At 64.3% G+C, this 13,405-nt stretch carries 6 protein-coding genes; 5 read left to right on the plus strand and 1 reads right to left on the minus strand.

Going from position 1 to position 13,405, the window contains the following annotated elements:
- Window positions 1–19: 19 nt before the first annotated feature.
- A complete protein-coding gene (gene malQ / locus BLV07_RS03430) occupies window positions 20–1,981 on the minus strand; it encodes a 4-alpha-glucanotransferase (protein ID WP_091879646.1) in 1,962 nt (653 codons plus the stop codon).
- A gap of 205 nt (window positions 1,982–2,186) precedes the next feature.
- Between malQ and BLV07_RS03435 the strand changes: the two genes are divergently transcribed.
- Genes BLV07_RS03435 through treZ form a run of 5 tightly spaced genes read left to right on the plus strand, consistent with a single transcriptional unit; the run spans window position 2,187 to window position 13,405 of the window.
- The gene (locus BLV07_RS03435; RefSeq protein WP_091879649.1) at window positions 2,187–4,136 is read left to right on the plus strand and encodes a maltotransferase domain-containing protein; all 1,950 of its coding nucleotides are present in this window, start codon (window positions 2,187–2,189) and stop codon (window positions 4,134–4,136) included.
- An 11-nt stretch (window positions 4,137–4,147) separates the two neighbouring features.
- Complete coding sequence (gene treS, locus BLV07_RS03440; RefSeq protein WP_091879652.1) at window positions 4,148–7,441, plus strand: maltose alpha-D-glucosyltransferase; 3,294 nt, start codon at window positions 4,148–4,150, stop codon at window positions 7,439–7,441.
- Window positions 7,434–9,572 (plus strand): 1,4-alpha-glucan branching protein GlgB, encoded by a 2,139-nt coding sequence (gene glgB, locus BLV07_RS03445; RefSeq protein ID WP_176945314.1) that lies wholly within the window; start codon window positions 7,434–7,436, stop codon window positions 9,570–9,572. The genes treS and glgB overlap by 8 nt, the downstream gene beginning before the upstream one ends.
- 3 nt (window positions 9,573–9,575) lie before the next feature.
- Window positions 9,576–11,654, plus strand: a complete 2,079-nt coding sequence (gene glgX / locus BLV07_RS03450) for a glycogen debranching protein GlgX (RefSeq protein WP_091879658.1) — start codon at window positions 9,576–9,578, stop codon at window positions 11,652–11,654.
- Window positions 11,651–13,405: a malto-oligosyltrehalose trehalohydrolase gene (gene treZ / locus BLV07_RS03455; RefSeq protein WP_091879661.1), complete on the plus strand. Its 1,755-nt coding sequence runs from the start codon at window positions 11,651–11,653 to the stop codon at window positions 13,403–13,405. Before glgX ends, treZ begins: the two co-directional genes overlap by 4 nt.

Raw genomic sequence — 13,405 nt, forward strand, 5'->3', positions numbered from 1 at the left:
CCTGAGAAGCCCCGGCTGTTCAACTCCCGCCGGTCAATGAACGTTCCCGCGTCGCAGCCTTCAAAGCCGCGAGATCGACCTTGGTGGCGATCTTGTCGAGTATAACAGGAAGCCGCTGGCGCCAGTTCGGATGCTCGTCGATCGTGCCGGGGATGTTGGGCTGGTCGATCACGCCGAGCAGATCCTCCAGCGACACCGCGAGCAGCCGCGATGGCGTGCGCGACAGAAAGGCGAGCACGGAATAGAGATCGTTGGTGTTGATGCCGTTCTGGCGCAAAATCTCGTCGAGCCTGCCGAGCGCGTCCCAGCGCGCCTGCTCGCTTTCGCCGGGATCGATCCCGAGCGAAAGCTTCATCTTGAGGTCGCTGAAGGAGCGCCAGCCGGCATAGGTCGACAGGTCGTGCGTATTCAGCGTGACGAGTGCGTTGGGCCGGTAGTGGTCGACATTGCGGAAGTGGCCGGCATCGTCGCGCTCGAACATCATGACGAGGTAGGACCAGATGCCGAAATCCTGCATGGTTTCGCGGAAGCCTTCCGGCACCGTGCCGAGGTCCTCGCCGATCACGATGCATTTATGAGCCGCACTCTCGCACGCCACCGCCGCCAGCAGCGCCTCGAACGGCATCTGCACATAGGCACCGTTGTCGGGCTTGAAACCGCGCGGCACCAGATAAAGTCGCTTCAAGCCGAGCACGTGATCGAGCCTGATCGCCCCTGCATGGCGCATCGAGGCCGCGAGCATGTCGGCGAACGGCACGAAGGATTGGGCCTCCAGGCCGCCCGCGTTGAAGCCGGCAAGACCCCAGTCCTGGCCGACGGTATTGAGCACATCGGGCGGCGCGCCGACGGCGAGATGGCGCGAAATCGCCATCTGCTCGTTCCAGGCATCGAAACCATTGGACTGCACGCCGACGGCAACGTCGAGATAGAGCCCGACCGGCATGCCGAGCTGGCTGGCCAGCTCCTTGGCCGCATGCAACTGGCTGTCAGCCGTCCATTGCACGAATTCGACGAACTCGACGTCGCGCATGTCGGACCCATTGCGCAGCGCAGCGCATGTCGCATCGTCGGGCTTTTGCCATTCCACCGGCCATTCCCACCAAGGCACGGTGAAGCGATGACGCAGCACTTCGAAGCAGGCAAAGCGGGACAACAGCGGGCCGCGGGCGGCGCGGAAGGCGTCAAACTCCCGGCGGCGCGCTTCGCTCGCGCTCGTCACGAAACTGTTGAAGGCAGCGCGCAGGCCCAGCCATTTCAACGCTGCCATGTCCGCGTACGGCACACGGTCGCCCTCGCGCAGCCGCGCTGCGGTCGCGGCGGCATCCGGCACGAGGTCGGGCGCAAATTCCGGGATCGCCGCGACGTCGATATAGAGCGGATTGAGAAACAGCCGGCTGTTCGGCGAATAGGGGCTGCAATCGGCGGGGTGGTCGTCGAATAGCACATGCAGCGGATTGAGCCCGACACCGTCGGCCCCCAATTGCTTGGCGAGCCGGACGAGGTCGGCCAAGTCCGTGAAGTCACCGATACCCCAATTGCGGTTGGAGCGGACGCTGTACAGCTGCACGGCGAGCAGCCAGCCGCGGTCGAAATCGCCGCCGAAGGCGCGCTCGGGCGCCACGATCATCGGCACCTCTTCCGTCACACCTTCGGCATCGGTCAGCGTCAAACGGTGATAGCCGAGCGGCAGGCCGGCCGGCCAGGCGATCACGGGCTCGCGCGTCTCGCCTTGCGCGATCGATTTGCCGTTTGCGGCCAATTTCCATTGCAGCGGCGGCGCACCGATGGCCGCCAATTCCGTCCGCGGATGCCCTAAGGCGCGCACCACGACCGGCCCGCCAACGAAGCGGTAAACCCGCTTCTCGGGCAGGGCGTCGAGGATGGATTTGAGGGCCACGGGGTCGGTGACCCGCAGCTTACCCAGGGCATCGATGAATTCGGACTGGACGCCCTTGATCCGGGCTTGAGTTATGAGATCCATTCGGCACGCAGGTTGCAGGCCACCCTTTTGCCGGGGGCATCGATTTAACGAGGCAGCGAAAGACGTTAGTCGGGCTTAACTCACAAACCGCGCCTGCCGTTCCCCGCCGGAACTAATGACACACAAGCGGCTTTTTATATAGGTATCAAGCGTAGGTTCCCGACAAGGGAAACGGGCCCCCTGCTTTCTTGTCAATGGCATCACCGTGAACAAGACAATTCAAACTGTCGAAAGTGCCGCAGCCGGCAGCGCTTTCCTCATCGAAGACATCTATCCCTTGATCGATGGCGGCCGCTTCGCCGTGAAGCGGATCGCGGGCGACCGGGTCGAGGTCTGGGCCGACATCTATCGCGACGGCGATGCGGTGATCGGTGCCGCACTGCTGTGGCGCCATGAGCAGGACCGCGAATGGCAGCGTGAGCCGATGAGCCATCATGGCAATGACCGCTGGTCGGGCGCCTTCGTCCCGACCGAGGCCGGTCAATACATCTACGCCATCGAAGCCTGGACCGACGAGTTCGCCACCTGGTCCCACGGCGTCGCGCGCAAACAACGCTCCGGTGCGGACGTCACTCTCGACGCGATCGAGGGCGCCGGCCTCTTGACCAAGGCGCATGGCGCACGGCAAGACGCAGCAGTGGTCATCATCAGGCAGTGCGAGGACTATCTGCAGAGCGGCGACGTCGGCCCGCTGCTCGCAACCGAGCTCGGCGAAGCCATGGCCGAGAGCCAGTCGCGGCCCGACCTCACCCGCTCGGCCCTTTTTCCGCTGATCATCGACCGCGACAAGGCGCGCTTTGGCGCCTGGTACCAAATGATGCCGCGCAGCCAGAGCCGGATCCCCGGCCAGCATGGCACGCTTCGCGATTGCATCGCCCGCGTGCCCGACATCGCCGCGATGGGTTTTGACGTGCTCTACTTCACGCCGATCCACCCGATCGGCCACACCCGCCGCAAGGGCCGCAACAACAATGCGCAGGTGGCGAGTGCAGGCGATCCAGGCTCGCCCTATGCGATCGGCACGACGGAAGGCGGCCACGATGCGCTGCATCCCGAGCTCGGCACCATCGAGGATTTCCGCGCATTGGTTGCGACCTGCCTGGAATACGGCCTCGAGCTCGCGCTCGACTTCGCCGTGCAATGCTCGCCGGACCATTCCTGGCTGACGCAGCATCCGGAATGGTTCAAGTGGCGGCCGGATCGCTCGGTGCGAACGGCGGATGGCCCCTATTCGGACATCGTCATCCCAGATTTCAACTCCGTCGACAGGGCTGGACTGTGGAACGCGTTTCGCGATGCCATGCTGTTCTGGATCGACCATGGTGTGACCATCTTCGCCATCGACAATCACGACACCGCGCCGCTTCCGTTCTGGGAATGGCTGATCCGCGACATCCGCCGCCGCCACCCCGAGGTGATCCTGTTCTCCAAGACCTTCGCCCGGCCAAAGCTGATGAAGGGCCTCGCCAAGCTCGGCTTTGCGCAGTCCTTCACCTATTTCCCCTGGCGCACCTCGCGGTGGGAGCTGGAGCAATATCTCGGCGAGCTGACGCGCTATCCCGAACGCGACTTCTATCGACCGAACCTGTTCGTCAACACAGCGGACCTGCTGCCCTATCACCTCCAGAGCGGCGAAGCCTGGGCGTTCAAGTCGCGCCTCGCGCTGGCCGCGACGCTGTCGGGCAATTACGGCGTCTACAGCGGCTTCGAGCTCTTGGAGCACGAGGCGATTCCCGGCCGCGAAGAATATCTGGATTCCGAAAAATACCAGATCAAGCAGCGCGACTGGGACAAGCCCGGCAACATCAAGCCCTACATCACCGCGCTCAATCGTATCCGCAACGAGAATGCGGCGCTCCGGCAAACGGCCAATTTGCGCTTCCTCGGCGTGGAGGATGGCGAATCCATTGCCTTCGCCAAGGAGGCAGCCGAGCCCGCCAACACGGTCATCGTCGTGATCGCGCTGTCGCGCCATGTGCGCGAATTCTGGCTGCCGCTCGGCGACATCACCGTTGACGCCGGCGGGCAGCGACACCATGTGACGGCACTCGAAAACCTCCTCACCGGCGAACAGTCCCGCATCGAATGGGGCGGGGTCAGGCTGCGTATCGATCCCGAGCGCGATCCGGCGCTCTTGTTCCGCGGCCTGGCGTAAGGGTTCACGTCATGAATGTTCTGTCTTCCGTCGACACCAAGAAAGCCGAGGCTGCCGAGATCGTGGACGAGCTCTGGTACAAGGACGCCATCATCTACCAGCTCCACGTCAAGGCGTTTGCCGACAGCAACAATGACGGGATCGGCGACTTCGCCGGGCTGACCGAGAAGCTGCCCTATCTCCAGGAGCTCGGCGTCACCGCGCTGTGGCTGCTGCCGTTCTATCCCTCGCCCGGCCGCGACGACGGTTACGACATCGCCGATTACGGCGCGGTCAATCCCGATTTCGGGACGATGAAGGATTTCAAGCGCTTCATCCAGGAGGCGCAGAAGCGGGGCCTGCGCGTCATCACCGAGCTGGTCGTCAATCACACCTCGGACCAGCACAAGTGGTTCAAGCGCGCGCGCCGCAGCCATCCGGGCTCGAGCGCCCGCAACTGGTATGTCTGGAGCGACACCGATCAGAAATACCAGGGCACGCGCATCATCTTCACCGACACGGAGAAGTCGAACTGGACCTGGGACCCCGAGGCCGGCGCCTTCTACTGGCACCGCTTCTTCTCGCACCAGCCGGATCTGAATTTCGACAATCCGCGCGTCGTCAGCGCACTCATCCAGGTGATGAAGCGCTGGCTCGATGCCGGTGTCGACGGCTTCCGGTTGGATGCCATTCCCTATCTGTGCGAGCGCGAAGGCACCTCGAACGAGAACCTGCCCGAGACGCATGCGATCATCAAGCGCCTGCGCCAGGAGCTCGACGCCTACTCCAAGGGCAAGCTGCTGCTGGCCGAGGCCAATCAATGGCCGGAGGACGTGCAAGAATATTTCGGCCGTGGCGACGAGTGCCACATGGCCTATCATTTCCCACTGATGCCGCGGATCTACATGGCGATCGCGCAGGAGGACCGTTTCCCGATCACCGACATCCTGCGCCAGACCCCGGACATCCCGGCGAGCTGCCAATGGGCGCTGTTCCTACGCAATCATGACGAATTGACGCTGGAGATGGTCACCGACGTCGAGCGCGACTATCTCTGGACCACCTACGCCAACGACCCGCGCGCGCGCATCAATGTCGGCATCCGCCGGCGCCTTGCGCCGCTGATGGACAATGACCGCCGCAAGATCGAGCTGATGAACTCGCTGCTGCTGTCCTTCCCCGGCACGCCGATCGTCTACTACGGCGACGAGATTGGCATGGGCGACAACATCTATCTCGGCGACCGCAACGGCGTGCGCACGCCGATGCAGTGGAGCCCGGACCGCAACGGCGGCTTCTCACGCTGCGACCCGGCCCGCCTCTACGCGCCGCTGATCATGGATCCGGTCTACGGCTACGAGTCGGTGAACGTGGAGGCGCAGTCGCGCAGCCTGTCCTCGCTGCTCAGCGCCACCAAGCGGCTGATCTCGGTGCGCAAGTCGACGCTCGCCTTCGGCCGCGGCACCATGACCTTCATCCGCCCGGCCAACCGGGCCGTACTGGCTTATGTGCGGCAGTACCGCGACGAGGTGATCCTCTGCGTCGCCAATTTGTCGCGCGCCGCGCAGGCGACCGAGCTAGATCTGTCGCCCTGGAAGGACCGCATCCCGCAGGAAATGCTCGGCCGCACGCGCTTCCCCGCGATCGGCGAACTGCCCTACATGATCACGCTGGGGCCCTACGGCTTCTACTGGTTCCAGCTTCAGGAGCGCGACAAGTCCGAGCCGGTGACGCCGCGCGCGGTGCCGGAGTTCGAGACGCTGGTGGTGCCGGTGAACTCGAATTGGGTGTCGCTCGCCCGCGAGCGCGGCGTGTTCGAGCGCGACGTGCTGCCGGGATTCCTGTCGCGGACGCGATGGTATCCCGAGCACAATGCCAAGCACATCAAGACCACGCTGACCTCGGCGGCGCCGTTCTGCGACATCGGCGACAACCGGCCCTGGATCGCGTTCTTCGAGACCAAGCAGGGGAACGAGACGACACGCTACGTGCTGCCGTTGCAGATCGAGTGGGTGCGCTTCGATCGCGAACGCTTCAACCCGAAGGCGCTCGCCGCAGTGCGTCAGGGCGCGCGCGAAGGCACGCTGCTCGATGTCGCGACCGAGCAGATCTTCATCGGCCTGTTCCTGCGCAATTTGTCGCAGAACCTGGCAGTGGAAGAGAACAATTTGCGGCTGGAATTCAAGGCGACCAGCCGGTTTGCCGACTACATCATCAAGGAGCCCGAACGCATCCGCGCGATCGAGCAGTCGAACAGCACCGCGCTGATCGACAATCAATACGTCGCCAAGATCTATCGTCGGCTCGAAAGCGGCATCAGTCCCGAGATCGAGATCGGCCACTATCTCACCGAGATCGCCCGCTTTGCCAACACGCCGGCGCTGCTGGGTAGCGTCGAGCTGGTCGAGGGCGAGCAGCGCAGCGCGCTCGGCGTGCTGCATGCCTATGTCGAGAACCAGGGCGACGGCTGGACTGTGACAACGGGCTATCTCGATCGCTATATCGACGAGCAGCGCGTATTGCCGGCGGGCGAAACGCTCCGCGAAACCCAGGAGCAGGCGCCTTATCTGCACTTCATCGCGCAGATCGGCCGGCGGCTCGGCGAGCTGCATGTCGCGCTGGCCGCGGCAAAGCCGGACGAACTCGCTCCGGAGCCGATCGGCTCCTCGTACATCACGCGCCTCGTCTCCGACCTCAAGGCGCGCGCCGAGCGGGTCTTCGAACGGCTGGCCGACAGCCGCGACGGCCTGCGGGAGGCGGATCGGCCGCTGATCGATCAGCTCACGGAGGCCCGCGCGACCCTGCCCGACCGCCTGAATGCGCTATTGCCTTCCGGGATCGGCGGGTTGAACATCCGTCATCATGGCGACTTCCGTCTCGGACAAACTCTGATCGTGAAGGACGATATCTTCATCATCGACTTCGACGGCGATCCGCGTGTGCCATTGGCCGACAAGCGGCGCAAGGCGCCGGCCGCGCGCGACGTCGCGGGCATGATCCACTCGATTGATGTTTCAGTCAACGCGGCTCTCAGTCGCGCGCTGACGGGCGCTTCCGACGAGCAGGGCCGGCTCGCGGCCGCGCTCGACGAATGGCGCGAGCGCGCTACCGCAACCTTCTTGTCCGCCTATCGCGAAACCATGACCGATCGGCGGATTTGGCCGCAAGATCCGCAATCCGCGGAAGGCCTGATAAACTTCTTCCTGCTTGATCAAGCGTTCAACGAAGTAGAGTACGAGCTGTCCCACCGGCCTGAGGGGCTCAATGCGCCGCTGACCGGACTGCTTCGCATTCTGTCCAGTGCCGAGAGCGAAGCCCATGCCTAAACTGCCTGCTGAGGCCTACGCGATCATCGAAGGCCGCCACTCCGATCCCTTCCACTATCTCGGGCTGCATCCCGAGGGCGGTAGAAGCGTGGTGCGCGCCTTTCTCCCCGAAGCCTCCAATGTCGAGGCGGTCGGCGAGCATGGCGAAGTCGCCCCGCTCGACCGCGTGCACGATTCCGGCCTGTTCATCGGGGCCCTGCCCAACGGCTCGAAGCATTACCAGCTGCGCGCGAAATTCGGCGGCAACGTCGTCGAGTTCGAGGACGCCTACCGCTTTCCGCCGATCCTGACCGATTTCGACCTTTATCTGCTCGGCGAAGGCACCCACCAGCGCCTCTACGACAAGCTCGGCGCCCATCCGATGCGGCACGAAGGTGTCGACGGTATCGGCTTCGTGGTGCTGGCGCCGAATGCGCGGCGCGTGTCCGTGGTCGGCGATTTCAATTTGTGGGACGGGCGACGCCATCCCATGCGGGTACGCGGCAGCGGCTATTGGGAACTGTTCATCCCGCATGCGAAGATTGGCGATCACTACAAGTTCGAAGTCATCGGCCCGCATGGCCATATGCTTCCGTTGAAATCCGATCCGCTGGCCTTTGCGAGCGAGGTGCGGCCCAAGTCAGCGTCGATCGTGTTCGACGAGGCGCGCCTGCCGCGGCCGCGGACGGCGCCCGACGGCATCAATGCGCTGTCGGCGCCGATGTCGATCTACGAGGTCCATCTCGGCTCGTGGCGGCGCAAGAACGGCAACGAATGGCTGACTTATCGCGAGCTTGCCGAGCAGTTGCCGGCCTATGCCCGCGACATGGGTTTCACCCATCTCGAATTTCTCCCGGTGAGCGAGCATCCGTTCGACGGCTCCTGGGGTTACCAGCCGACCGGCCTCTATGCCCCGACCAGCCGCTTCGGGAGCCCTGAGGATTTTGCCGTTCTCGTCGATGCCTGCCACCGCGAAGGCGTCGGCGTGCTGCTCGACTGGGTGCCCGGCCACTTCCCGGACGATCCGCACGGGCTAGGTCATTTCGACGGTACCTCGCTCTACGAGCACGCCAACCCGCTCCAGGGGCGCCACCTCGACTGGGGCACGCTGATCTACAATTACGGCCGCACCGAAGTGACGAACTTCCTGGTGTCGAACGCGCTGTTCTGGCTGGAGCGCTACGCGATCGACGGCCTGCGCGTCGATGCCGTGGCATCGATGCTCTATCTCGATTACAGCCGGCCACCCGGCGCGTGGATTCCGAACCAGTATGGCGGGCGGGAGAACATCGAGGCGATCAACTTCCTGCGCCGTTTCAACACGGAAGTCTTCGCCCGCTTCCCGCAGGCGACCACGGCGGCCGAGGAGTCCACCGCCTGGCCTCAGGTCTCACGCCCGGTCGAATTCGGCGGGCTCGGCTTCGGCTACAAGTGGAACATGGGCTGGATGCACGACACGCTGAGCTACATCAGTAAGGATCCGATCTACCGCAAGCACCACCACGGCGAGATCCTGTTCGGCCTGCACTACGCGTTCTCGGAAAACTTCATCCTGCCGCTGTCGCATGACGAGGTCGTGCACGGCAAACGCTCGATCCTCGGCCGCATGCCCGGCGACGAGTGGCAGCGCTTCGCGAACTTGCGCGCCTATTACAGCTTCATGTTCGGCCATCCCGGCAAGAAGCTGTTGTTCATGGGCGCGGAGATCGCGCAGAGCCGCGAATGGAACCATGACCAATCGCTCGACTGGCACCTGCTCGAATACAAGTACCATTCCGGCATCCAGGCGCTGATCCGCGACCTCAACCGGCTCTATCGCGCCGTGCCGGCGCTGCACCAGATGGATTGCGACCAGGCCGGCTTCGAATGGCTGGTCACCGACGACGCCAACCGCAACGTGTTCGCCTGGCTGCGCAGGGGCTTCGACGAGCAAGCGCGGTGCCTGGTGATCGTCAACTTCTCGCCGAACGTCTACCAGAACTATCGCGTTCGCGTGCCCTTTGGCGGCAAGTGGAAGGAAGTGCTCAACTCGGATTCCGCCCACTATGGCGGCAGCAACGTCGGCAACATCGGCGAAGTCCATGCCGAGGGCGGCGAGCTCCGCCTCACCATTCCGCCACTTGCCGCGATCTTCCTCGTTCCAGAAAGTTGACACATGCGCTTGACTGCTGGATCGCCCGCACGCCTCGGCGCAAGCTGGGACGGACGCGGCACCAATTTCGCGCTGTTCTCCGCCAACGCACAGAAGGTCGAGCTCTGCCTGTTCGACACGCAAGGCCGCCGCGAGCTCGAACGCATCGAGTTGCCGGAGAGGACCGAAGACGTCTGGCATGGCTATCTCAACGACGTCTCGCCCGGCCAGCTCTATGGCTATCGTGTGCACGGCCCCTACGAGCCCGAGCACGGCCACCGCTTCAACGCCAACAAGCTGCTGCTCGACCCCTATGCCAAGCGGCTGGCCGGACGGCTGGTCTGGAGCGATGCGCATTTCGCCTACCGCACCGGCTCGCCGCGCGAGGATCTGTCGTTCGACCGGCGCGACAATGCGCGCGGCATGCCGAAGGCCGTCGTCGTCGACGAGACCTTCAACTGGGGCCGGCGCGAGATCCGTCCCAACATCCCCTGGGAAGACACCATCATCTACGAGGCCCACGTCAAGGGCCTGACGCAGAAGCGCGACGACGTGCCGCCGAACCTTCGCGGCACCTATGGTGGCCTGTCATCGCCGGCGATGATCGAGCATCTGAAGAGGCTTGGCGTCACCACGATCGAGCTTCTCCCGATCCACAGCTTCGTCGACGACCGCATCCTGGTGGAGAAGAAGCTCGCCAATTACTGGGGCTACAACACGCTGTCCTTCTTCGCGCCCGAGCCGCGCTACGCCCAGGACAACGCGCTGGATTCCTTCCGCACCACGGTCGCGCGGCTGCACGATGCCGGCATCGAGGTGATGCTGGACGTCGTCTACAACCACACCGCCGAGGGCAATCATCTCGGCCCGACGCTGTGCTATCGCGGCATCGACAACGCCTCCTATTACTGGCTGAACCGCGAGAACCCGCGCTATTATGACGACTTCACCGGCTGCGGCTCGTCGGTGAATCTCACCCATCCGCGCGTGCTCCAGATGGTGATGGATTCGCTTCGCTACTGGGTCGAGGTCTGCCATGTCGACGGCTTCCGTTTCGACCTCGCCACCACGCTGGCGCGCGGCCCGAACGGCTTTGATCGCGGCATCTCGTTCCTGACCGCGGTTCGGCAGGATCCGGTGCTGGCGACCGTCAAGCTCGTCGCCGAACCGTGGGATCTCGGGCTTGGCGGCTATCAGGTCGGCGCCTTCCCCTCGCAATGGTCGGAGTGGAACGATCGCTATCGCAGCGCCATGCGCCGCTACTGGAGCGGCGAAGGCAGCCTGATCGGCGACATCTCAAGCCGCATGACGGCGTCATCAGACCTGTTCAACCATGACGGGAGGCGGCCGCGCGCCGGCATCAACCACATCACCGTGCATGACGGCTTCACGCTCGCCGACCTCTTCAGCTACAACGAGAAGCACAACGAGGCCAACGGCGAGGACAATCGCGACGGCTCCAACGACAACCACAGCAACAATTGCGGCGTCGAGGGCCCGACCGACGATCCCCAAATCCTCAGCCTGCGCCGGCAGCTTCGCAAGAACGTGCTGGCCTGCCTGATACTGGCGCAAGGCGTTCCGCTGATCCTCGCCGGCGACGAGGTCGGCAATTCTCAATCCGGCAACAACAACGCCTATTGCCAGGACAACGAGGTCGGCTGGGTCGGCTGGGACAATCTCGGCAAGGAGGGCGACGACATGGTCGATTTCGTCGCCCATCTCGCCGACATCCGCCGCCGGTTCTCGCAACTCCGCAGCCATCGCTGGCTCGACGGCCGCACCAAGGACGGCATCTCCTACGGCGCGCTGTGGCTGACGCCCGCCGGGGACGAGATGACGGAGAACGACTGGAAATTCCCGGAAGGGCGGTTTCTCTCCTATGTGATGGGGCCGATGGAACCGGGCAGCGCCGCGATCTTTATCGTTCTGAACGCCGCTCCCGAAGAGATCGCATTCAAATTGCCCAAAATGACCGAATACAAGAGCTGGCAGCAGATCCTCAACACGACCGAGGCCAGGCTGAACTCGATCGACTTCCTGCCCGGAAGCGACAGCAAGGCGCCGCCGCGATCCGTGCTCGCCTTCGCGGGGGCGCTATGAGGCCATCCTTCGGGGCGAGGCCGACCAAGGATGGCGCGTCGTTCCGGCTGTGGGCGCCCGGCGCGCGTCGCGTCGATCTCCTGCTCGACAGAAGGCACGCGATGCAGCGCCGGCAGGATGGCTGGTACGTGACCGACATTGCCGGCCTGCGCGCCGGTAGCAATTACAAATTCCGGATCGACGACGAGATCGACGTGCCCGATCCGGCCTCGGCATTCCAGCCCGAAGATGTGTTCGGCCCGAGCGAGGTGATCGATCACGACGCCTTTGTGTGGCGCGCGCGCGATTGGCGCGGCCGTCCCTGGGAAGAGACGGTGCTGATCGAGACCCATGTCGGCACCTTCACGCCAGAGGGCACCTACCGCGCCATGATCGACAAGCTCGATCATCTCACGGCGAGCGGCATCACCGCACTGGAATTGATGCCGCTGGCCGATTTCGCCGGCCGCCGCGGCTGGGGCTATGACGGCGTGCTGTGGTATGCGCCCGACAGCGCCTATGGCCGCCCTGAAGACCTGAAGACGCTGATCGACGAGGCGCATTTGCGCGGGCTCATGGTGTTCCTCGACGTCGTCTACAATCACTTCGGCCCCAAGGGGAATTACCTCGGCCGCTATGCGCCGACCTTCTTTACCGACGCGCACACGCCCTGGGGCAGCACAATCGACTATCGCGTGCCGCAGGTGCGCGCGTTCGCGGTTGAGAACGCGCTGTCCTGGCTCGGCGACTATCGTTTCGATGGCCTGCGGCTGGATGCCGCCAACCACATCATGGCCGTGCCCGGCGAGCAGTCCATGCTGCAAGACCTCAGCGTCGCTGCCGGCGAGCTCGCCAAAGCCACGGGACGGCACATCCATCTGGTGCTCGAGAACGGTGACAACCGCGCGAGCCTGCTCGATGCCGCGCAGGAGCCGCCGAACGGCAAATATCGTGGACAGTGGAACGACGACTATCACCACGTCTGGCACGTGATGCTGACCGGCGAGCTCGCCGGCTACTACGCGGACTACCAGACGCCGCGCATGGATCTTGCGCGCGCGCTCGCCTCCGGCTTCGTCTACCAGGGCGAGATCTCGGAATTCTGGGGCAAGAAGCCGCGCGGCGAGCCGAGCGGCGAGCTGCCGCCGGCGACCTTCGTCAACTTTCTCCAGAACCACGACCAGATCGGCAACCGCCCGCTCGGCGACCGGCTCGAGAGCCTGGCATCGCCAAAACAGATCGAGGCCGCGCTCGCGGTCACCCTGCTCGCGCCGATGGTGCCGATGCTGTTTCAGGGCGAGGAATGGGGCTCCACGGTGCCCTTCCCATTCTTCTGCGACTTCCACGACGGATTGGCCGATGCCGTGCGCAAGGGGCGCAAGCAGGAATATGCCTGGGCCTATGAGAAATACGGCGACGAGGTGCCTGATCCGCTCGATCCGGCAACGCTGCAATTGGCCGTGCTCGACTGGAACGGCCGCACGCCCGAGCAGGACGCGCGGCTTGCGCTGGTGCGCGAGCTGCTCGCGCTCCGGCGCAAGGAGATCATGCCGCGGCTGAAAGGAGCGAGGTTCGGCGATGCCGAGGCAGCAGATACCGGCTTGCTCACTGCACATTGGCGCATGGGGGACGGCGCGACGCTCCACCTGACCGCGAATCTCTCGGACAAGGATGTCGCGTATTCCAACAGCAATGCGGGCACGCCGATCTGGGGCGGCGAGGCCGGCGAGCGGCTTCCGCCCTGGTCGGCGGTTTGGCATCTCGGAGGTTAG

The sequence above is a fragment of the Bradyrhizobium sp. Rc2d genome (assembly GCF_900099855.1).
Taxonomy (GTDB): Bacteria; Pseudomonadota; Alphaproteobacteria; order Rhizobiales; family Xanthobacteraceae; genus Bradyrhizobium.

Bases quoted from the DNA above. Each gene is read 5' to 3' on its own strand.
- glgX (WP_091879658.1), top strand. From the start codon at position 9,576: ATGCGCTTGACTGCTGGATCGCCCGCACGCCTCGGCGCAAGCTGGGAC.
- malQ (WP_091879646.1), bottom strand. From the start codon at position 1,981: ATGGATCTCATAACTCAAGCCCGGATCAAGGGCGTCCAGTCCGAATTC.
- glgB (WP_176945314.1), top strand. From the start codon at position 7,434: ATGCCTAAACTGCCTGCTGAGGCCTACGCGATCATCGAAGGCCGCCAC.
- treS (WP_091879652.1), top strand. From the start codon at position 4,148: ATGAATGTTCTGTCTTCCGTCGACACCAAGAAAGCCGAGGCTGCCGAG.
- treZ (WP_091879661.1), top strand. From the start codon at position 11,651: ATGAGGCCATCCTTCGGGGCGAGGCCGACCAAGGATGGCGCGTCGTTC.